The 21,612-nt window shown below is 69.0% G+C and carries 15 protein-coding genes, 3 tRNA genes and 3 pseudogenes; 16 read left to right on the forward strand and 5 right to left on the reverse strand.

Annotated elements, in window-relative coordinates:
• Positions 1 to 822 (reverse strand): annotated as a pseudogene (locus JWP54_RS15280) (cell wall-binding protein); the annotation flags it as partial.
• Between the two features lie 434 nt (positions 823 to 1,256).
• Here JWP54_RS15280 and JWP54_RS15285 point away from each other — a divergent pair.
• The 9 genes and pseudogenes from JWP54_RS15285 (at position 1,257) to JWP54_RS15325 (ending at position 6,575) form a co-directional block, all read left to right on the forward strand.
• Positions 1,257 to 1,329, forward strand: a tRNA-Glu gene (locus tag JWP54_RS15285).
• A gap of 70 nt (positions 1,330 to 1,399) precedes the next feature.
• Positions 1,400 to 1,476: transfer RNA gene (locus JWP54_RS15290), tRNA-Asp, on the forward strand.
• Between the two features lie 67 nt (positions 1,477 to 1,543).
• Positions 1,544 to 1,616, forward strand: a tRNA-Phe gene (locus tag JWP54_RS15295).
• Between the two features lie 131 nt (positions 1,617 to 1,747).
• The gene (locus JWP54_RS15300) at positions 1,748 to 2,539 is read left to right on the forward strand and encodes a transglutaminase family protein (protein WP_297373592.1); all 792 of its coding nucleotides are present in this window, start codon (positions 1,748 to 1,750) and stop codon (positions 2,537 to 2,539) included.
• 103 nt (positions 2,540 to 2,642) lie between these two features.
• Positions 2,643 to 3,245 (forward strand): annotated as a pseudogene (locus tag JWP54_RS15305) (acyltransferase).
• A 206-nt stretch (positions 3,246 to 3,451) separates the two neighbouring features.
• On the forward strand, positions 3,452 to 4,477 hold the full coding sequence (locus JWP54_RS15310) for a hypothetical protein (RefSeq protein WP_297373596.1): 1,026 nt from the start codon (positions 3,452 to 3,454) through the stop codon (positions 4,475 to 4,477).
• A 76-nt stretch (positions 4,478 to 4,553) separates the two neighbouring features.
• Complete coding sequence (locus JWP54_RS15315; RefSeq protein ID WP_297373599.1) at positions 4,554 to 4,940, forward strand: hypothetical protein; 387 nt, start codon at positions 4,554 to 4,556, stop codon at positions 4,938 to 4,940.
• A gap of 94 nt (positions 4,941 to 5,034) precedes the next feature.
• On the forward strand, positions 5,035 to 6,033 hold the full coding sequence (locus tag JWP54_RS15320; RefSeq protein ID WP_297373602.1) for an O-antigen ligase family protein: 999 nt from the start codon (positions 5,035 to 5,037) through the stop codon (positions 6,031 to 6,033).
• Between the two features lie 266 nt (positions 6,034 to 6,299).
• Positions 6,300 to 6,575 (forward strand): hypothetical protein, encoded by a 276-nt coding sequence (locus tag JWP54_RS15325; RefSeq protein WP_297373605.1) that lies wholly within the window; start codon positions 6,300 to 6,302, stop codon positions 6,573 to 6,575.
• Positions 6,576 to 6,649: 74 nt separating this feature from the next.
• Here the strand turns inward: JWP54_RS15325 and JWP54_RS17800 are convergent.
• Positions 6,650 to 6,916, reverse strand: a pseudogene (locus JWP54_RS17800) (pyridoxal-dependent decarboxylase, exosortase A system-associated); the annotation flags it as partial.
• 360 nt (positions 6,917 to 7,276) lie between these two features.
• Here JWP54_RS17800 and JWP54_RS15335 point away from each other — a divergent pair.
• Genes JWP54_RS15335 through JWP54_RS15365 form a run of 7 tightly spaced genes read left to right on the forward strand, consistent with a single transcriptional unit; the run spans position 7,277 to position 15,764 of the window.
• A complete protein-coding gene (locus tag JWP54_RS15335) occupies positions 7,277 to 8,857 on the forward strand; it encodes a sugar transferase (RefSeq protein ID WP_297373611.1) in 1,581 nt (526 codons plus the stop codon).
• A gap of 1 nt (position 8,858) precedes the next feature.
• Positions 8,859 to 10,109 (forward strand): DUF1972 domain-containing protein, encoded by a 1,251-nt coding sequence (locus JWP54_RS15340; protein WP_297373614.1) that lies wholly within the window; start codon positions 8,859 to 8,861, stop codon positions 10,107 to 10,109.
• Positions 10,106 to 10,918, forward strand: coding sequence for a CDP-alcohol phosphatidyltransferase family protein (locus JWP54_RS15345; RefSeq protein WP_297373617.1), 813 nt, complete (start codon positions 10,106 to 10,108; stop codon positions 10,916 to 10,918). The genes JWP54_RS15340 and JWP54_RS15345 overlap by 4 nt, the downstream gene beginning before the upstream one ends.
• Positions 10,908 to 11,858 (forward strand): glycosyltransferase family 2 protein, encoded by a 951-nt coding sequence (locus JWP54_RS15350; protein WP_297373686.1) that lies wholly within the window; start codon positions 10,908 to 10,910, stop codon positions 11,856 to 11,858. Before JWP54_RS15345 ends, JWP54_RS15350 begins: the two co-directional genes overlap by 11 nt.
• On the forward strand, positions 11,855 to 13,117 hold the full coding sequence (locus JWP54_RS15355) for a glycosyltransferase (RefSeq protein WP_297373620.1): 1,263 nt from the start codon (positions 11,855 to 11,857) through the stop codon (positions 13,115 to 13,117). The genes JWP54_RS15350 and JWP54_RS15355 overlap by 4 nt, the downstream gene beginning before the upstream one ends.
• Positions 13,096 to 14,589, forward strand: a complete 1,494-nt coding sequence (locus JWP54_RS15360; protein ID WP_297373623.1) for a polysaccharide biosynthesis tyrosine autokinase — start codon at positions 13,096 to 13,098, stop codon at positions 14,587 to 14,589. Before JWP54_RS15355 ends, JWP54_RS15360 begins: the two co-directional genes overlap by 22 nt.
• The gene (locus tag JWP54_RS15365) at positions 14,589 to 15,764 is read left to right on the forward strand and encodes a glycosyl transferase (protein ID WP_297373626.1); all 1,176 of its coding nucleotides are present in this window, start codon (positions 14,589 to 14,591) and stop codon (positions 15,762 to 15,764) included. Before JWP54_RS15360 ends, JWP54_RS15365 begins: the two co-directional genes overlap by 1 nt.
• Here JWP54_RS15365 and JWP54_RS15370 read toward each other — a convergent pair.
• The 3 genes from JWP54_RS15370 to JWP54_RS15380 are packed head-to-tail and all read right to left on the reverse strand — an operon-like array spanning position 15,657 to position 21,612.
• Positions 15,657 to 16,742: a glycosyltransferase gene (locus tag JWP54_RS15370; protein WP_297373629.1), complete on the reverse strand. Its 1,086-nt coding sequence runs from the start codon at positions 16,740 to 16,742 to the stop codon at positions 15,657 to 15,659. The genes JWP54_RS15365 and JWP54_RS15370 overlap by 108 nt on opposite strands.
• Positions 16,739 to 17,662 (reverse strand): glycosyltransferase family 2 protein, encoded by a 924-nt coding sequence (locus JWP54_RS15375; RefSeq protein WP_297373632.1) that lies wholly within the window; start codon positions 17,660 to 17,662, stop codon positions 16,739 to 16,741. The genes JWP54_RS15370 and JWP54_RS15375 overlap by 4 nt, the downstream gene beginning before the upstream one ends.
• Entirely contained in the window at positions 17,659 to 21,612 is a 3,954-nt protein-coding gene (locus JWP54_RS15380) for a LamG-like jellyroll fold domain-containing protein (protein ID WP_297373634.1), read from the reverse strand. Before JWP54_RS15380 ends, JWP54_RS15375 begins: the two co-directional genes overlap by 4 nt.

Below are 21,612 nucleotides of genomic sequence, written 5' to 3' on the forward strand. Positions count from 1 at the left end.
CGAGCGCGGGGCGGCGGCCGCGGCCGCAGCGGCCGCCGCCGCGATAGCAGCCTGCCTGGCCCGCTCGGCTTCTTCAGCCGCGATCCTGGCGCGTTCGATCACACCGGCCTGGTAGGCCGCAGCGGTCGTTGCTTCCGCATCCTGCATGAACTGGAGCTGCGCCTCGAGCTCGATGCTCTTCGCCTCGGATTCGGCCAGGGCCCCGGCCGCGGCGTCCGCGGCGTCCTGGGCGGCCGCCATGGCGGCTTCCGCGGCAATTCTGAGGGTTTCCCGCTCGGCCTGGGCGATCGCGGCCTGGTCGCGGAGCGACTGCGCCGTGTTGTTGGCGGTCTGAGCCTGGTCGTAGACGTCGGTGCTGCGTTCGACGAGCTTGCTCATGCTGCCGAGCTTGGACAGGAGTTCGTCGGCGCCTTCGCCGCTTTCCTGGCCGTCGATGAAGAGGTTCACGCTGAGGTCGGTTCCGCCGGTGCGGTAGAGCTGCGCGGCCAGCTGGCCGGCCTGCCGGGTGGCCGCATCGGCCTGGGTCTTGCTGGCATCGGCCTGGGCCTGCAGGTCGGATGCGCGCAGGCTGGCATCGTCGAACTTCTCCTGGGCCACCTGCAGTTCGAGGCCCCTGGCCTCTGCTTCGGCCTGGGTCCGAGCCACCTCGGCCTGCAGGCCGGCGATGGCGTTCTGGATCTCGGTGACCTGATTGGCGGCGGCGGCGGTGTTCGACTTCGCCGCCTGGAGGTCTTCCCAGCTCGGGTAGTCGATGGCCATGGCGGGACTGATCGGGCTGGCGAGGGTCACCGCGAGGGTGAGGGCGGCGACAAAACCGGTCACGCCCATTCCCAGTCGGCGTGACGGCGCCCTGCGGGTAGCGTGCTTCGTTCGAAGGGTCGGTCGCATCCGGTGCAGACCAGCCTTGATGCCGCGGCTGATCACGGTTGCCGTGCTCTTCATAACTCCCCGATCGGGCTTTCGTTAGTCACATCCGTCACTGTGGCAACACTCGTCACAATAACAAACCCGGCTGAGACCCGGGCTCCGCACAAAATCTAACCCGTGAACCTCGCAATACCCGGACCATTCGCGGGCGCGGTGAGAAGCGACACGCCGAAGCGGCAGAGCGCGCAAAACGGATTCAAGCCCGGAATGACGCGGCAGAAGGCCCCTCGGCGGCACGCGACGAACGGGCCAGGCGCGGCCGATTTGGGCATTCCGGCTTTTCCATCTTATGATTATGCGTCGGAAGTTCTCAGCTTCCGCAGAAGCACGGCCCCATCGTTTAGTGGCCTAGGACACCGCCCTTTCACGGCGGCAGCACGGGTTCGAATCCCGTTGGGGTCACGCAATACTGTAGGTTGTACAAGGCAAGAAAAAGCACCACGGATTCACCGCACGAAAAGCATTCCAGTTTGGCCCTGTAGCGCAGTTGGTTAGCGCGCCGCCCTGTCACGGCGGAGGTCGCCGGTTCAAGTCCGGTCAGGGTCGCCAAGGCGACAAGCCCTTTCGAAAGAAGGGGCTTTTCTCCTTACAGAAGGTGCTCTCGTAGCCGCCTTCTGGCCCTGTAGCTCAGTTGGTAGAGCGTTCGACTGAAAATCGAAAGGTCACCGGATCGACGCCGGTCGGGGCCACTTGGCCATCCCTTGGGCTTCTACCGGGGGGTGGCCTTTTTTCATGCCCCGAACCGTGAGCTATACACCCGGAACTCCCGGATGGACGTACTCTTTTCACGGCTCGCGGATGTGTATGCGACGATGTGGGCATGAATCGCTCCGCATCCGCCCATCTCGAGCTGGAAGCCCTCGGGCCCGCCCAGCTGGTCCTGTCCGTGACCGTCGCCGCGGATGCCAGCGCCACCGAAGTTCTGAGCATCGTCCAGGACGGCCTCCCGCTCCCCTACCGGGAGACTCTCGACCAGCACGGCACCCGGTTGCAGCTGATCTCGGTGCGGGCCGGGCGGATCGACATCGACTACACGGTCGAGGTCACGGGTGAGGCCGTGGCGCCGGAGGTGACCGACATCGACATCGTCCGCTACCTCCGCCCGAGCCGGTATTGCGAGTCCGACCACCTGTGGCCGACCGCCCAGGCGCAGTTCCGGGGGCTGAGCGGCACCGAGCTGCTCACCGCCGTCACCGCCTGGGTCGGGTCACACCTGGCCTACGTACCCGGTGCGAGCCTCCCCACTGATGGCGCGGTGCGCACCCTGCTGGCCAGGCAGGGCGTCTGCCGCGATTACGCGCACCTGGTCATCGCGTTCCTCCGCGCCCACGACGTGCCCGCCCGACTGGTGTCGGTCTACGCGCCGGGGCTGTCGCCGATGGATTTCCACGCCGTGGCCGAGGCCTACCTCGACGGGGCCTGGCAGGTCGTGGATGCGACCGGACTCGCGCCCCGCCAGTCGCTCATGCGCATCGCCACGGGCCGGGATGCGGCCGACACCGCGTTCCTGTCATCCGCGGGCGCCGCGGTGCTGCTGCGCGTTCTCCGGGTGACGGCCGTCGCCGAGGTGCTGCCCCGCGACGACGTCGGGCAGCCGGCCCGGCTGGGCTGACCGCCCGCGTCGTAGTCAATCCGGCCACGCCGGCCGAACCGGGGCATACTGAGGTCGACCTGACGCACTGACCCAGTCTGCACAACCATTCGGGACGGCACTCATGACGCAAGAAACCGACCAGATCGCCCCCACCGCCGACGTGGGCCCTCGCGCGGTGGTCGGGACCGACGTGACCGTTTGGCACCTCGCGCAGGTGCGGGAGGACGCCCGCGTCGGGTCAGGGAGCAGCCTCGGGCGCGGCGCATACGTCGGCCCCGGGGTCATCCTTGGCGCCAACTGCAAGGTACAGAACTACGCGCTCATCTATGAGCCGGCGGTACTCGGCGACGGCGTCTTCGTCGGGCCGGCGGCTGTCTTCACAAACGACGCGTTTCCCCGGGCCATCAACGTGGACGGCAGCCGCAAGAGCGCGGACGACTGGGATGCGGTGGGTGTCGTAGTGGGGACCGGGGCCTCGATCGGCGCTCGGGCCGTCTGCATCGCCCCGGTCAGGATCGGCCGCTGGGCCCTGGTGGCGGCGGGCGCCGTCGTGACCCGGGATGTGCTCGACTTCGCCATCGTCGTCGGGGTTCCCGCCCGCTAGGTCGGCTGGGTCGGGGAGGCGGGGGTCCCACTGGTTCGGGCTGGTGCCCTGTACAAGTGCCCGGTCACCGGGGCCAGCTATCGCGAGACCGACGGCGCACTCTCGGCCGCCCCCGCGTAGATCACCCCCCGAAGGGGCCACAGCGGCCGACCAGGAACGAGGTTAGTGTCGGCGAGCCGGAGCTGAGAATCAGTCAGCTCCGGCGCCCGCCGAATCTGCACCGTCCCGCAGGGAACCATTGTGACTCCGTCCCTTCCAGGAACGCCCCACGCGCACGGCGCACCGGACCCCACGGCGCTCGCCCCTGCCGGTCCGGATGGTCGCCGATGACCGTTCGCGAGATCCTGGCCGCCATGCTCCGACGGTGGTACATCCCGGTGGGAATACTCGCCTGCGCCGCGCTCGTCACCGTCATGCTCGCCCGGGACGGGGGCGTCTACACCGCCAGCACCGTGGTGACTTTAATGCGTTCGTCGTCGACCAGCTTGTCACCCAACAACGGAGCCGACGACTCCAGCGTCGTCGCGTATGCCGGTGCAGTCGTCAACGCCATCAACAACGGCCGGCCCCCTGCACGGTACTCGATGGATGACGCCCCGTACTATGGCGCCGGGGTGCGCGAGGGGGTGCGCGTCGACCTGGCTGACGCGGGCAACCAATGGGTTTCCGCGTTCAGCAGGTCGGACGTTGAACTACAAATTGTCGGCCGCTCGTTGGATGGGGTCCGGTCGCAGCAGGATCAGCTGGTCGACCTCGTGCTCAGCTTCGCTGACGCCGAGCAGGCCGTGCTGATGATCCCGGAAGAAGACCGGATCACGGCGGTTGTGGCGCCGCTCACCACGCAGATCGAATACGTTCATGCGTCCCGCGACAGTCAGTTCGGAGCAGCCGGCGCAATGCTCGCCGCCGCCCTCATCTTGGGCGCATGGGGTTCAGTTGCAGGACCGTCTGCTCTCACACCGACGGGTTGCCACACGCCCGCAAGGCCACGATTCGTCCCGTCGCATCCTGGAAGGAACCTCATCATGAATCTCGCCGACACACTCCGGGGACTTTGGAGGCGCTGGTACATCGTGGTCCCGGGGATACTCATCGCCGCCGTGCTCGCCGTCAGCGTCTGGACAATGATCCCCCCCTGGCCACGAGCGTTCGTCGCCACAGCTCCTCATCCGCCGGTGCCGAAAGCATGCCGGAAGGTGCCAACCCCTACCTGTTTCTCGGTGGTCTCTCGCCGGCAGCCGACGTTATCGTCCGGGCGGTCGGCTCAGAGAACGCCACAAATGCAATCTTGGAGGACTACCCCGGAGCTGAGATCGAAGTATCGCGGGACACGAGCACTTCGGGACCGGTGATCCTCATAACTGTAACCGCGGCAAGCGACGGGGCGCGAAGGACGTCCTGGGGCTGCTCGTCGCACGAACCGCAACTGTGCTCGACGAGTTGCAGGAGACGGAAAAGATCGCTGCGGCGAATCGAGTGACCCTGCTGCCCATTACCGTTGACAGCCAGAGCGTCCTCGACCAGCGGATTCGGTTCATCGCGGTCGCCGCCACCGGTCTGGGCGGAGCGACACTCACGCTGCTCGTCGCGGGTCTTGTTGACGGATTGAGCTCACAGCGGAAGCGGCGGAAAGATTTCGGCGCCGAGCAGGAGCTCGCCGACATCTCGTCGGGTCCGGATCTCGGACCGCGTGAGGACCGCGACCGCGACCCCATTCTCGCCACTGAGGCGACGAAGGCGACCACGTTGTTCGACCCGTCCAGCCGTGACAGGGAGCCAGACACGGCACCGACACCTGTCCGCAGCGCCCGGTGAGCACAATGCTCGCTTCCCATCGGCGCCCGTGCCCGCGGCAGCATACGTCGGAGCCGCTGATCGTCGAGATGTCGATGCCGTAACGATGCTCACGGTGTACCTGGTGCTGCTCTTGGCGATCCCCTCGGGGGTGGTGGTCAGTGCCCTCGGTGCGCTCGGCCACCCGTCTTTGATCTGGGGACTCGTCCTGCTGGTCTGGTGGGCGGTCTACCGGCTGCAGATGCCGGCCTCCGCGCCGGTGTCCCAGCCGGTGCGTTTCGCGTTCGTGGTGCTCCTGGTAGTCGTGCTTGTGAGTTTCGCCGCCGCCATGCTGCGTGGCCAGCCGGAGGACCAGGAAAGCCCAGCGGTCACGGCGGTCATCCGGATGCTGTCGTGGGCAGGAGTGCTGCTCGTCGCTGTCGACGGAATCCGCACCCTGCACGATCTTGCCCGCATGGCGCGCCAGATCGGCATCGGCGCTGGCCTGCTGGCGGCCCTCGGTCTCGCACAGTTTCTCTCCGGGCAGGCGCTCGTCGACTTCTTCGGCACGATTCCCGGCCTGACAATGTCAGGCGGTATCGGAGAACGTGCCGGGTTGATCCGCTCGTCCGGAACGGCAATCCATCCGCTGGAGTACGCGACCGCGATCAATGCCGCCCTTCCGCCCGTCATCGCCGCAGCGATTTCGCGCGGGTTCCGGTCGGACCACCCGCGCGGGAGCTTGTGGTGGTGGCTGCCCGTCGGCTTCATCGTGGTCTCGTCCTTGGTTGCCGTCTCTCGTTCGGCCATCATCGGATGCGCGGTGGCGGTGATCTCGATGATTCCGGCGCTTCCGGTTCGGTATCGGGGCCTTGCCATCGGCACCGGAGCCATCGTCGCGATAGTGACCTTTGCGGCGCTGCCGGGTCTAGCCTCCACGACCTTCCGCCTGTTCTCGGGCGCGGCGGATGATCCGAGTACTCTGTCCCGCACGAGGGCGCTGGAGCGGATTCCCGAATTCATGTCCACCTCGCCCCTCGTCGGTTCGGGGTTCGGCATTTTCCTGCCCAGATATTACTTTTTCGATAACCAATGGGTGCTGATCGCCATCGAGTTGGGCATCCTGGGCCTGTAGGCCTTCGCCGCCTTGTTCGTTGCCGGAATCTGGAGTGCGCGTCAGGCGCGGCGCTCCGGCACGACCGACCTACGACTGCTGGGATACGCCCTGGCCGCGTCGCTTTTCAACGTCGCCATTCTCTTCGCCTTTTTCGACGGGCTCTCATTCCCGATTGCCGGCGGAATGCTATTCGTCCTGGCAGGGCTGTGCGGATGCGTCCGCACCGTCGTCGGGGCAGAGGCGGTGCCCCCCGGGTAAACTGCCACCCCGGTGGAGACCTGACCATGCGCCGCGGACTTCTTGTCGTCGTCGTCATCCTCGCCGCCGCCGCCGTCGCCGTCGTGGCCCTCATCATCCAGGACGACGACACCCAAACGGCAGCGATTTCTGATGGCTTGAGCGGGATCGAGCCCGGCGTGGTTGCCGACAGCGACCGGGTGCTTGCGGCGGATGGCCTGGCCGAAGTTCCCCGAGGCCGCCAGCTGATGATGCATCCCCCCGTCGACGACGAGGAACGTCGTGCCGCGGGATTCCTGCGGTCGAGGATCCTGGTGACATAGATTCCGCACTCCCCCACGAGGTAACGGCCGAGCTCGATGACCGGGCTGGCCTGGGGCATCCGGTCAAGAATGGGCCCGTCGACGAGTTCCTGGAGGTTCGCGGCAACCACCTCAAGGTCCAGCGGCTGGTCCTTGTCGACGTAGGGGATGCCGAACCCGCCGCCCAGATTGAGGTATCGCACCGGAGTGGGCAGGTGCTCCGCGAGGTCGCTGACAAGGTCGACGGTGCGCCGTTGCGCTTCGGCGATGACGACCGCGTTCAGATTCTGGGAGCCGGCGAACACGTGGAAGCCGAGCACGTTCGCTCCCGCCGTGGCGAACTCGCGCAGCAGCGCCGGCACCTGTTCCGCGTCGATGCCGAACTGCTGCGGCCCACCCCCCTGTTCTGGTCACAGCGCTGACAACGAAATGCGGGCTATGGTCACGTCGTGAGTTGCTGAGCATGGCTCAGGAGTTTCACACCCGCCCTATCCGCTGATCCGAGTCTTACCACCCGTGGGCCACCCACCCACAGGCCCGGCCGCAGCACCGCTCCATCACCCGTTCTGAACCTGTAAACCCGAACTGCAGGGGACCACTGTGACTACGTCCTTGACGTGTCGACCCATCCGTCGACCCCAGAAGCGCCAGCTACCCTCTCAGGGCAGCTGGGGCCCGCACTCCGCCTGCCCGGTGATTCCCGCAACCAGCGGTGGCCACACGTGAGCACGTCTGAGCCGCGGACTCCCTTCACCGGATCGGTTCCGGCTGCCGCCGCACGCACACCGTTACGCCTGGTCGGGCCTGCGGCCGCAACCGGTCCGGTCCCCGCCTCGGTCCCGGTTCCCCCGCCGGTCGGCGACCCCGTCAGCGGACTGTCAGGGGCAGCCTGGGCGCGGCAATACCGCGCCCGGCTTGCCTCAACCGACGCCACGGTCATCGGCTCGGCCGTCACTGTCGCCTTCCTCGCCCGGTTCGTGTTCCCGAACCCGCTGGCAGACGCGGCCCAGCTCCCGCTCGCCCTCTGGGCGATACCCGCAATCGTGGCGATGACCTGGATCATCACCCTCACCACCTTCCGCACCCGCGATGCCCGCATCGTCGGCGTCGGCGCGAACGAGTACAAGCTCGTCATCAATGCGAGCGCGCTGGCCTTCGGCATGTTGGCCATCGCATTCCTGCTGCTGCAAGTTGACTCTGCCCGCCCCTACTTCGTTTTCGCCCTGCCGTTGGGACTCGCCGCACTCATATCGGAGCGCTGGCTGTGGCGGAAGTGGCTGATCCACCAGCGCCGCTTCGGCCACTACCTGGCCAGGGCGATAGTCGTCGGCGGCCGGGAAGACGTCGAGTACGTGGTTCGGCAGATCAACGAAAAGTTTGGTGCCGCATACCAGGTCGTGGGGGCCGCTCTGGCGGGCAACAGCACCACAAGCGTCACCTCGGCCGGGCAGCGTGTTCCCGTGGTCGCCGACTTCGCACACGTGGCCAGCGCTGCCCAGTCGCTGGGAGTGGACGCGGTGATCGTGGCCGGGCATCCGAGCCTGGGCAGCACCTTCATCCGCAACCTCGGCTGGGACCTGGAGAAGACGTCCGCGGAGCTCGTACTCTCCAGCCGCCTGACCGACATCGCCGGCCCCCGTATCCACTTCCGACCCGTCGAAGGTCTTCCGCTCATCCACGTGGAAATCCCTCAGTACGACGGGGCAAAGCACGTCCTCAAACGTGCCCTCGACATAACCGTGGGCGGCGCCGCCCTGATCATGATCAGCCCGATGCTCGCGGTGATCGGCCTGCTGGTCAAGTTGGACAGCCCAGGCCCGGTGTTGTTCCGCCAGGAACGGGTCGGCCGCAACGGTCGGACATTTCACATGCTGAAGTTCCGGTCGATGGTGCGCACCGCCGAAGACGACCTGGCCGGGCTGCTGGACCAGAACGAGGGCGCGGGGGTGCTGTTCAAGATTCGCAGCGACCCCCGCATCACCACGATCGGCCGGGTACTACGCAAATACTCCCTGGACGAATTGCCCCAGCTGTGGAACATCGTCGTCGGCCAGATGAGCATGGTGGGCCCCCGTCCGCCGTTGCCGACCGAGGTCGAGCACTACGAGTCGCACATGCACCGCCGCCTGTACATCAAGCCCGGGCTCACCGGCATGTGGCAGGTCAACGGGCGCTCGAACCTCAGCTGGGAGGAGAGCGTTCGGCTCGACCTCTATTACGTGGAGAACTGGTCATTGGCGGGCGACCTCATGATCATCTGGCGAACCTTCAAAATCATCATCCGACCACTGGGGGCGTACTGAGATGACCGATCCAACCGGCGGGGCCGAGGCGTCGAACCCTGCCTCTGCCTTGCACATCGCCATGATCGGCACCCGAGGGGTGCCGGCAGCATACGGTGGTTTCGAAACCGCCGTCGAGGAGATCGGCCGACGACTGGTCGACCGTGGCCATGCCGTCACCGTTTATTGCCGGCCGGGCTCGCCCGGCCCGGGCCCTGCACCCACCGAGCACCTGGGGATGCGCCTGGTCCATCTCCCTGCCATTCATCTCAAGGTTTGTGAGACGCTGAGCCACACCGCTCTCTCTGTGGCACATGTCGCCACGCACCGGCGCCCGGACGCCGCGTTCGTCTTCAATGCCGCGAACGCCCCGTTCGTTCCGCTGCTGCGCCAACACGGCATCCCGACGACGGTGCACGTGGACGGCCTCGAGTGGAAGCGCGACAAATGGGGCGGCACCGCCCGACGCTACTACCGGTGGGCTGAACAGCAGTCGGTGCGCACCGCCGACGCCCTCATCGCGGACGCGCAGGGCATCGTCGACTACTACCGAGACGAGTTCGCCATCCCGACCGAGCTGATCAGCTACGGCACCAGGCTGCTGCACGCCCCGGCCAGCGACCGGCTGGCCGAACTCGGCCTCGCTCCCAACGGCTACCACCTCGTGGTCGCCCGGTTCGAACCCGAGAATCACGTGGACGTGATCATCGAGGGGTTCCTGCGCAGCAGCTCCCGGCTGCCGCTGGTGGTGGTGGGTTCTGCGCCGTATTCCGGTGCGCACGGCCGCCGGATCGCGGCACTGGCCGCCGACCCGAGGGTGCGGTTGATCGGCGGGCTGTGGGACCAGGACCAGCTCGACCAGCTGTACGCCCACTCGGTGAGCTACCTGCACGGGCATTCCGTCGGGGGCACGAACCCGTCCCTGTTGCGGGCCATGGGCGCGCGCACGGCGGCGATCGCCTGGGACGTCGTATTCAACCGGGAGGTGCTCGGTGTCTACGGTGCGTACTTCCGGGACTCCGCCACCCTGGCGTCCCTGATCGAGGACGCCGAGTTCAACCCGCACCACACCCAGGAGGTCGGTGCGGCGCTGCAACGCCGGGCCGGCGACATGTACAACTGGGGCCACGTCACCGACAGTTACGAAGACCTCGCCCGCCGCCTCGTCGCCGGCTACAGCACCCACGGCGTCAGCGCCGGCCGAACCGGCCGGTCCCCGTTGCACCGACCGGAGCCTGCCCATCGACCCGTCTTCGTCAGGGGATCGCTGTGACCGGCGTGACGCAGGCCCGTCCCGTCTCCGTGGCCGCCGTCATCCGGCAGCTTGCCGGAGCCCAGAAGACCGCCGCCAGGGGCGCACCCGCGTACTCGCTCTTCGTGAACCGGCCGTTGGGCCGGGTGCCGGCGGCCGTGGCCTTCCGGCTCGGCTGGCCCCCCGACATGGTGACCGCGCTCAGCGCCGCGTTCAGCCTGGCCGGGGTGCTGATCCTCGCGCTGGCCGCCCCCGACTTCGCCTCCGGGACCGCCGTGTGGCTGCTGCTCGCCGCCGGTTATGTCCTCGACTCCGCCGACGGCCAGCTTGCCCGGCTCCGCGGCGGCGGCAGCCCCGCAGGGGAATGGCTCGATCATGTCGTCGACGCATGGAAGATTTCCAGCGTGCACCTCGCCGTGCTGGTGATGGCGTTCCGGCACCCCGTCGTACCCGACCCCGCCTGGCTGCTGATTCCCCTCGGATTCACCGTGGTTGCCGCTGTGGCCTTCTTCGCGATGATCCTCAACGATCTGCTCAAGGCCAAGTACGCCGCGACGGCCGCGACGGCCGGTTCGAGCTCGCCCCTGCGGGCCGTGCTCGGCCTGCCGACCGACTACGGCGTGCTCTGCCTCTCCTTCGTGCTGCTCGGTGTCCCCCTGGTTTTCTTCGCAGTGTACACCGCGCTGTTCGCCGCCAACCTGCTCTACCTCATGCTGGCGCTGGTCAAGTGGTTCAGGGATATGCGGGCCCTCGGCACGCCGGTCCGCCGGCCGGCGGCCGCTCCGCGGCATCGGGCCGAGGATTGGAGCGCCGGTGTCGATGCCCGCTGACCTGGGCATCGTGGTGGTCAACTACGGTTACCCCACCTTGCTCGAGGAGAACCTCGTCCCGCTGGCGCGGCACCACCGCCCGGACCGTATCGTCGTCGTCGACAATTTCTCCGGTATCGCACAGCGAGCCGCGACGACGGCCCTCGCCCGGCGCGAAGGCTGGGCGCTCATCGCTCCGGCGCTGAACCTCGGGTTCGGCGCCGGCATCAACGCCGGCGCGAGCCACCTCATCGACAGGGGCTGCCAGCTCCTGTTGCTGCTGAACCCTGACGCCCTCATCGACGAGGCCGGGGTGGGCGCGCTAGCCGATGGTTGCACGGCGAATCCGGCCAGCCTGCAGTGCCCCCGCATCGAACGCCCCGACGGCACGGTCTGGTTCGCCGGCGGCACGGTCAGGCTCGACACCGGACGCACCAGCACCCGCGTCGGCTCCGACAGCTCGGCCGCGAACGGTTGGCTCACCGGCGCGTGCCTGATGGTGCACGCCTCGCTGTGGCAGTGGCTGGGTGGTTTCGACGAACGATATTTCCTCTACTGGGAAGATGTCGACCTGTCCTGGCGCTGCGCCGAGGCCGGCGGCTCCCTCGTGGTGCGCGACGACGTAACGGTCGTGCACGGCGTGGGCGGCACCCAGGCCGGTGCCGGGAAGTCCCCGCCCTACATGTACTACAACATTCGCAACCGGATGCTGTTCGCCGCGACGCATCTGGACCGTCGCCGGCTGCTGCGCTGGTTCCTGCACAGCCCGGCCTATGCCATGGCGGTCCTGCAACGCGGCGGCCGGCGCGACCTGGCCCGCCATGGCGGTCCGCTCCTCCTGGCGGCGCTGCGCGGCACCGCACGCGGGATCGCGCTGACCGTGGCCGCCCTCACCAGCCCGCCCGACGCGCACAAGCTCAATCCGGGCCGACGACGCCAACCCGTCACGGAGGAACCATGAGCGCGCGCCACCGGCCGACAGCCGTACTTATCGCCCATCCCGGCGCCGAGCTCTACGGCTCCGACCTGGTGATGCTCGAATCCGTCAGCGCCCTCATCGAATCCGGCACGACCGTGACCGTAGCCTTGCCCGGCGACGGCCCACTGGTCGGCGAGCTCGAACGGCGCGGTGCGACCACGGTGTTCTGCCGGACCCCGGTGCTTCGCAAGAGCATCCTGCACCCGGCCGGTGCCCTGGCCTTCCTCGGGGACGCTCTCGCCGGCACCGTCACCGGCATCGGATTGCTGCGCCGGACCCGCCCGGACGTGGTCTATGTCAACACCGTGACCCTCCCCTTGTGGATCCTGCTCGCCCGGCTCCGCCACGTGCCGGTGATCGCCCACATCCACGAGGCCGAACGGAACGCCCCGGGCGTCATCCGCCGCGCCCTGGCGACCCCGCTGCTGCTCTGCCAGAGCGTCATCACCAACAGTGACCACTGCCGGAACGTGGTCTCAGAAACCTTCCCCGTACTCAGCTCACGGACCACCGTGGTGGCGAACCCGATCGCCGGGCCCGAGCGGCCGGCGCCGGCCCGGGCCGATCTGGCGAATCGGGTGCGCCTCGTCTACGTCGGCCGGCTCTCCGAGCGGAAGGGTGTCGACGTCGCCGTCCGCGCCGTCGCCCGGTACCGGGCGACCGGTCGACCGGTCGAGCTGCACCTCGTCGGGGACGTGTTCCCCGGCTACGAGTGGTACCTCACCCGGCTGCACCAGCTGGTGCATGCCGAGGGCCTGGACAACAGCGTGTTCTTCCACGGATACCAGCGCAACGTCTGGCCGTTCCTGGCCGCATGCGACATCGTCCTGGTGCCGTCGATCCTGGAAGAAGGATTCGGGAACACCGCCGTGGAGGGCACCCTGGCCGCACGACCCGTCGTCGTGAGCGACACATCGGGACTGCGGGAGGCATCCGCCGGTTTCGCGTCGGCCCAACGGGTACCGCCCGGCGACGCCTCGGCTCTCGCGGACGCGGTGGCCAGGATCGTGCGGGACTGGCCGCACGACCGGCTGGCGGCCGCGACCGACCGGATCCTGGCCCGCGATCGTCACGCGCTCGCGGGCTACCGGTTCGCCATCCGTACTGCGGTGTCGCAGGCGCTCCGCCCGGCCCCGGCCGGTTCCACCGTTCCCAGCCACCCGGCCGGCCGGCGTCCAGCACACGTTTTCAGTTCAGCACTCAATGAGGGGAAAGCACCATGGAATCGGTCGACTATTTGAGGTCAGTGCTCCGCCGGTGGCAGGTCGTCCTGCTGCTGGGGATCCTCGGCGGCCTCGGGGGCTTCGCCTACGCGTCCACGCTGCCCATGATGTACCGCGCGACGAGCAGCGTGTTCGTGTCCAGCCCTCGCGGCGAGACGACCAATGAACTCGTGCAGGGTTTCACCTTCACCGAGAAGCTCGTGCAGTCCTATTCCCAGTTGGCCACCATGCCCGCCGTGCTGCAACCGGTGATCGACGACCTGCAGCTGGACACCACCCCGGCCGCCCTGGGCGCGAAGGTGAGCGCCTCGACACCGCTGAACACCGTGATCATCGAGGTCACCGTGGTCAACCAGTCGCCGGAACAGGCCGCGCTGATCGCGAACGCGATCACCCGCTCCCTCGCCACGATCGGTCAGGACCTGGCCCCGGAGGGCCCGGCCGGGGCTCCGTCCATCGCTCTCGAAACCGTGTCGAAGGCCCAGCCGCCGCAGACCCCGTTCTCGCCGAATCTCCTGCTGCTCATCGCCACCGGAGGCCTGGTCGGGTTGGCGCTCGGGGCGGCCTTCGCCGTGCTGAGGGATCTGCTGGACACCCGGGTGCTCGACGAAAAAGACCTGGCCAGGGTCTCCGACGCCCCGCTTCTGGGCAAGGTCGGCCGGAAGCGCCGCCGGGATCCAGCCGGGATCGCGATGCGGGTGATGCCCCGGAGCACCGTGGCGGAAGCCTACCGCCGTATCCAGACCAATCTCGAGTTCATCGATGTCGACCACCGGCCGCGCACCATCGTGGTCACCTCCTCGGTGACCAGGGACGGCAAGACCACCACTTCCGTGAACCTCGCGCTGGCCCTCGCTGAACGCTCCGCCCGGGTGCTCCTGATCGACGCCGACCTGCGCCGGCCGAGCATCGCCGATGTCTGCGGCGTCGACGGTGACGTCGGGCTCACCACGGTCCTGGTCGGTTCCATCTCCGCGGACGAGGCAATCGTGCCGCTCAGCCCGTCCCTGTCGGTGCTGTCAGCGGGCGCGTTGCCACCGAACCCCGGCCAGTTGCTCAGCTCGGAGGCCATGCGCGGCCTGATGCAGACCCTGGCGAAGGCCTACGACTACATCGTCATCGACTCACCGCCGCTCCTTGCGGCCACGGATGCCCTGGGCCTTGCGCATCTCGGCGACGGTGCCATCGTCGTCGCCCGGTATCGCAAGACCCGGCGCAGCCAGCTCAAGGACACCGTCAGCTCGCTGGAGAACGTCAACGCCCGGGTCCTCGGGATCGTGCTCAACCAGGTCAAGGAGCGCGGCCAGCAGGCATACTACGGCGCCCAGGTGCTCCCGGAGCCCAGCGCGCCCACGCCCGCGGCGGATGCGTCGACCCCGGCCCCGCCGGCGATCGCCGTGCCTGCCGCCCCCCGCCCGGTTCGCACCGCACCCGTGCTCCCCGCCTCCCGCCGGGAGGCGAAAACGTCGGAAAAGACCACGGTCAGTTGATGCGTGTCCTGGTGTCCTTTCCACTGGGCCGAAGCACCACCAATCCGTACCTCATCCAACTCAGCGACCAGCTCGCTCCCGAGCCGGTGGTGCTGGGGTTCAGTTGGCGCCGCGCGCTGACGGAGCAGTACGAGGTCTTCCACGCGCATTGGCCCGAGGCCCTGCTGCACGGCACCACCCCCCTCCGCAGCCGAGCCCGGCGGGTGCTGTTCCGAGCCCTGCTGCTCAGGCTGCGGCTCGCCCGCCACCAGATTGCGGTCGTGCGCACCGTGCATAACCTGCGCAGCCACGAATACGGTTCCCGAGTGGAGCGCCGGCTCCTGGAGCGCTTCGACGACGCCACGTCGTTGTGGATCACCCTGAATGCGACCACACCGACGCCGGCCACGGCTCCCGTCGTCACGATCGAGCACGGCGACTACCGCGACTGGTTCACCGGCGTGAGCGTTCCGGCGTCGGTTTCCGGGCGGCTGGTCTACTTCGGCTTGATCCGGCCGTACAAGGGTGTGCCCGGTCTGATCCAGACGTTTGCCCGGCTGCCAGCCGGTCCGAACGGCGACGCGCTCTCCCTGCGGGTGGTCGGCCAGCCGGCGAGCGTCGACATCGGTGCGGAGGTGTTGCTCGCGGCGACCTCCGACGACCGCGTCAACGTGTCGCTGGGCCATGCCAGCGACGCCGACCTCGCCGCAGAGATCGGACGGGCCGAACTTGTCGTGCTGCCCTACCGGGAGATGCACAACTCGGGCGCCGCACTGCTCGCCCTGTCGCTCGCGCGACCGATTCTGGTGCCGTCGAACGCGGTGACCGAGGCCTTGAGTGTCGAGGTCGGTCCCGGCTGGGTGCACACCTACTCCACCGTGCTGACCGCCGAGGTGCTACTGGCCGCCCTGACCCGGGTGCGCGCGCTCCGCCCGCTCGATGCGGATGCCCGCCCGGACCTCACCGCGAGGGCGTGGCCGGCCATCGCCGCCGCCCATCGAGAGGCGTACACGCAGGCGCTGCGGACCCTCCGCCGGCCGGCCCCGGCGCCTCCGGTCCCCGAGGCCGCCGCGACCGTTCCGGTGGGCTCAGGATTCGGTGAACAACCAGTCGTCGGCAGCGAGTCGACCGTCGGTGGGGGGCAGGTCGCCGAGCACGGAGTCGGCGGAGCGGTTCTGCCTGAGGGCGGCCAGTAGCGCCCTGGCCAGGGCCTCGGCGGACTCGCCCGGGCGCACCAGGACGTGCCCGTGGGCGCCCAGCCAGTCGGCCAGTCCGGTTTCGGTGCTGGTGACGATGGTGCAGCCGTGCGCCAGGCCCTCGCAGATCGGCAGGCCCACCTGTTCCCGCCACCCGGGCACGGGTTGCGAGGGGAGCACCAGCACCCGGCTTTGCCGGAGCTGATGGTGGACGTCGGCCCGGCCCGGCGCGACGATCAGCTCGATGGCCGGGTCGGCCGCGGCGGCGGCCCGAGCGTTCTCGGCGAAAGCACCGGTGCCGACGATGGTGAGGCGGGCATCCGGCAGCCACACCTTCAAATAAGGCCACGCTGCCAGTACCAGGGGGAAGCCCTTCCTCTGCGCGAGCGCACCCAGAAAGAGCACCCTGGGCGCATCGTCGACGGCGCCTGGTGGGCAGTCGCAGGCTGCGGGCACCGCCGGGATCACGGTGCTCCGGCCGGGGGCCGCAGCGCCCACCGGCAGTGCGGACGCGTAGGTGGTCCGTGCCGCCTCGGTGCCGAACGTGACCCTGTCGAGCGACCGCCAGAGGTATCGGGCCAGCAGGCGCTGCTCGACTCGGCGCAGCCGGGCCCCTGGGCCGGCCGGACCGCCGAACGGGTTTCGGTTCTCGATCGCGTAGCTGACGATTCTCACCCGCGGTCCGCCCAGCAGGGCCCGCATTCGAAGCACGGCGATCGCGAGCGCGGTGCGACGCAGGCTCGACACCATGAGCGGTTCGTTGACTTCGAGTTGCCGCACGGACGACCGGGCCAACAACCAGGCCGCCCGCACCGGCCCCGCGGGCACCAGGTCGAGACCTTGGGCGAGGGCGCCATCGAAGTCGTACCGCCTGCCGCTGTAGAGGATCGTCGCCGCGGACAGGCGCCTGGCTCGTTCCAGGTGCGCGCTGCGGATGGTTTGGTAGAGCCTGGCCCGGTCGGCGAGCGCGCCGGTCATCGTCGGCTCCTGGCGTACTCGCTGTAGACCGAACCCAGCGAACCGGAGAGCATGCCAGCGCCGCGGGCGACGGTGCGCATTCCACGGGCGCGATGGCCGAGCCGGCCACTCAGCACACCGGCCAGGCAGCGCACGGCACCACCGGCCACCCGCACCGAACCCCTGCCGAGTAAGCGCAGGCGCATCCGAAACCGCCGGCGCGGGGCGGTACCGTCCAACAGCACCCGGCTGGTGGCGTTGCCGATCCGGTAGGCCTTGCGCAGCACCCAGTCCCTGGTGAGCCGGTTGGCGGGAACGATGTCGATCACCACGGCCTCATCGCACCACAGCATCCGCCCGCCGCGCTCGTGCAGTTGGCGGGTGAACAGCGAGTCGGACCCGCCGCTGAGCCCGAAGCGGGTGTCGAAGCGCAAGCCGTTCCGGCGCACCCAGGCCAGGTCCAGCAGCAGGTTGTTGGTCGCGGCGATCGTCACTGTGGTGCCTGTGGGCATCCGGCGCCGGTCGAAGAACCGGCCGGCTTCCACCCACCGGCTCGGCGGTGTCTCGTAGCGGGAAACGACCGGCCCCACCACCGCCTCCACCCGGTGCCTGTCGTGCACCGCCAACAGCCGGGCCAGCCACTGCGGGGTGGGGCGTTCGTCGTCGTCGATGAAAACCAGCAGTTCCGCCGTGGCCTCGTCGAGGGCCCGGTTTCTGGCCGCCGCGATGCCTGGCGCGGCTTCGTGCAGGTAGCGGATCGGCGCCCCGGCTGCCGCCTGTTCGACCTGCCGGCGGGCGCCGCCTGCCGGATCGTTGTCGACGACCACGATGTCGACGTCGGCGGCCACCTCGTGGACCTGGAGCACCAGGGCGGGAAGGAGCTCGGCCAGGTCATCCGGCCGCTGGTAGGTGAGGACCGCGATGGTCACCCGGTCTGTCACGGCACCGCCCCGGCGATCAGGTCATCGAAGCGCGCGGTGGCCGGCGCATTCGTCGCGGTGCCGCCGAGGTAGAGGGCGACGCCCACCCCGCCGGGCACCTGCATGGCCGGCGTGGCATCCGTTCCTTCGAGTTGCCAGGCCGACGGTTCGGTCTGGGCCGATGCCCACACCTTCGCGCGTACCGTGGTCGGAGCTGCCCCGGTGACCTGCAGCCGGATGGTGAGCTTGTCGCCGACCGCCGGGGTGAGACCGGCCACCAGCAGCGTTCGCAGGGCGGTCCCGCCACGCATGGTCTGCAGGGTCACCGTTCCGTCGGCGTTCAGCCGCACCCGGGCCCGATAGTCGTCGCTGCCGACGGTGCGCCCGAGCAGCGACAGATAGGTGCCTGACCCGGTGGCCGGCTGTTGCACGGCCACGCCGATCCGCACATCCGTCGACGTCGATTTCACCGCGGCGAGCTGCGCGGTCTCCATGGCTCCAGCCGCGGGCGAGCGCAGCGTCGCCGCGCCCTGCGTCACGGTGTAGTTCGACGCTGATCCCGTGGTGGTCCATGCGCCGCCGACCTCCGCCGAACCGAGCCCGGACACGACGGTGCGTTCGAACGCATCCCTGGCCACGGCTCCGCCGGCGGGGGGAGGACTCACCGTGACCGATTGGGTGCTGGTTGCGGTGGCGCCGTCGTCGTCGGTGACGGTGAGGGTGACCGGGTAGGTGCCGCCCGCACTGTAGAGGTGGGATTGTTGTGCCCCTGACGCCGTGCCGCCGTCGCCGAAGGTCCAGGCGTGGCCCGTGATCGTGCCGTCCGTGTCCCGGGAGGTCGCGGCGTCGACGTTGGCCGTCAGCCCGCTGGCCGACACCGTGAAGGCGGCGGTCGGGGCGACGTTCGCGGGCGGCGGTGGTGGCGGCGGCGGCGCCGTGGGCCCGGCCCAGAGGTCGTCGAATGCCGCCGTGACCGGCAGCGTCGTGGCGGTGCCGCCGAGGTACAGGGACAGCCCGATCGACCCGGCCTGTTGCAGCGCGGCGGTCCCGTCGGTGGTCGTGACCTGCCAGCCGGTGGGCTCGGTGGCGCCGACCCGCCAGACCTTGGCCCGCACCGTCGTCGGCGCGGTACCCGTGGCCTGCATCACCAGGTTGAGCCGGTCCCCGGTGGCGTAGGCCAGGCCCGGAATGCTGACCGACGTCAGGCTGGTGCCCCCGCGCAGGACCTGCAGTTGCACGGCTCCGGTCGAGGCCACCTTGAGCCGGGTCCGGTAGTCGTCGGTGCCGACCTTGCGGCCGAGGACCGACAGGTATGCGCCTGAGCCGGTGGCCGCCTGCTGCAGGGCAGCGCTCACCCGCACTTCGGTGTCGGTCGAGGAGACATCCGGCAGTGTCGCCGTGACCGTGGCGCCGGCGGCCGCGGCCTTCAGCCGTGCGGCGCCGGCGGACACGGAGTAGTTTCCGGTGCTGCCGGTCACCGACCAGGCCCCGCCGACGGCGGCCGTGCCCAGGCCGGCAGCGACGGTGCGTTCGAAGGCATCCGTGGCGTACGCCGTATCGACCGGTGGTGGCTGGGCGCCATCCCGTCCGGAGGCCGAGTAGTGGTCGGCCACCTCAGCGGGAGTGAGGGGTGTCTCGTAGACCGCGACCTCGTCGATGTCGGCGGCGATGAAAGTGGCGGTGGGACGGTTGGGCCAGCCGCCCAGGTTGTCCCCGCCGATCCGCCAATACCCGGAATAGGCCTGTCCGGCGGTGACGTCGGCGCGGGACGCGGCCTTGGCGCCGTCCACGTAGAGCGTCATACCGGCGGGGCCGAGGGTGGCCACCACCTGGTGCCACTGGCCGTCGTTGTACGAGGCGGCGGTGTTCACCGTGCGCACGCTGCCGGGGTGGACGCCGAACCAGATGAGGCCGGCGTCATCCATGTAGACGTGCCGGTCGTAAGACGATGAGGTGCCGATGTTGTTGGTACCGAAGCCGACGATCTTGCCGCCCTTGGTGCTGGTGGTCTTCACCCAGGCCTCGACGCTGAAGGTGTCCGTGGCCGGTTCGGTGGTGTTGGTGGCGGCGAAACCGGTGGCGCTGCCGTCGAAGGTCGAGGCGGTGCCGGAATCGCCGATCACTGCACCCGCCGCTTGGCGGCGGACGCCCGTGCCGACGGTGGCATCAATGCCGGATGCCCAGTCGAAGGCTGTCATTCCGGCTGATTCACCCAGCGGCCAGTACGAGCGCGCGTCTTCGAGGACCTTCTGGGCGTAGGCGCTGTGGATGCCGGGCTGGGCGACGGTCACCGCGATCGAGTTGCCGGTGCGCTCGTTGCCGAATGGGTCTTTCACCCGCAATCGATAGGAATAGGACGCGCCGGGAGTGAGCCCGGTGTCGGTCCAGGAGAGGGCCGGCCGGTTCCAGTCCGTGGACGAGCCGAGCAGGGTTTTCACCGAGACGCCGTCGCGGAGGACTTCGTAGCTGAGGTGTTCGTTGTCCCTGTCGAAGTTGGCCGGCCAGCTCAACCTGGCGTTGCCGGCCTCGAAGGACGCCACCGACGGCACGAAGTCGGCGCCGCTGAGGCGGGGGCCTTCCTTGTTCGGTGCGATCGCGGACGTCGCGAACCGCGCGAGCCCCTGCTGCTTTTTGTTGTTCACGATGGTGAATTCGCCGCCATACACGACGTAGGTGTTGTTGGCCGTCACGTTCCACGGCCCCTGGCTCTGCCCGGTGTACGTACCTGTGTTGATCTCCGGGTAGAAGGTGAGCAGGCTCGGCCGCGGGGCGCCGGCGAAGTTGTAGTAGCCGTGCGGGTCGGCGGTGATGGTTCCGGTGGCGGGCATGCCGAAGGTGAGGGTGCGGTGGAAGGTCCATGGGTCGGTTTGCGGGAACCCGCCGATGTTGCCGCAGTAGTGCGGGTGCCCCGTCGTGTACACGACGCCCTGCGCTGGAACGGCGGAATAGGTGTCCCCGTGGCAATCCTCCAACCAGACCAGCGTTCCGTCGGCCCAGCTCGCGCGGAAGGTGCCCTCGAAGTTGCCGGCGCCCTTGAAGACGTAGCCGGTTCCGAAGACACCGTCCACGGACGACGTCAGGCTGAGAATGGCGGCATTCACTCCGCCGTTTCGCACCAGGGCATTCACCTTCCAGGGCAGCGAGGCGCCGGTGGCGGCGTCCGTCGCCGCCATGCCGTAGCCCGGGTCTGAACCGCCGTTGTACGCGGTGAAACTGCCGCCGATGATGACCTTGCCGCCATCAGGGGACACCGTGAGGGCGTTGACGCTTCCGCCGGTCGGGGATCCCGTCCAGGGTCGGATCGCCCCGTTCGAGGTCGCGAACGCGGCGATCTTCTCGCGTGCGACACCGTTCGCCGACGTGAAGATCCCCCCGACGTACACCGCGGAGGCGGTGATGCCGAGCGCGTTCACGCGGGCGTTGACCTGGGGCACCCATGAGGTCAGCAGCGATCCCGTTGACATGCTGAGCGCGGCCAGCCGGTAACGGGCGACACCGCCGACGCTGGTGAACGCTCCCCCGATGTACAGCCGGCTGCCGTCAGGCGATGCCACGAGGGCCCGCACCGACCCGTTCACGTTCGGGTTGAAGGATGCCTTCAGCACTCCGGTGGTGAGATCGTAGGCCAGCAGGTTGTTCCGCACCACCTCACCGGTTCCCGCGGCAGCGCCGGCCGGGCGGGCCGAGGTAAACTCGCCGCCGACGTACACGGTGGTGCCCACGATCAGCTGCGTCCACGCCACTCCGTTGATCTGCGTGGTCGGTAAGGCGTCCGCCGCCGCCGTCGCCGGGGTGGAGGCGGCGGGGGCGGTGTCGGCCTGCGCCGGTGCCGCGCCGAGCGAGGTGCCGAGCGGTGTTGCCCCCAGCAGCCCGCCGACCAGGGCCACGACGGTGCCGACCGCGATCAGCAGCCGACGGACGGCAGGCTGCGGCGGAGCGGAACGGAACGAGAGAGCGGAGTGAGCACCCAT

Source organism: Cryobacterium sp. (assembly GCF_025463825.1).
GTDB lineage: Bacteria > Actinomycetota > Actinomycetes > Actinomycetales > Microbacteriaceae > Cryobacterium.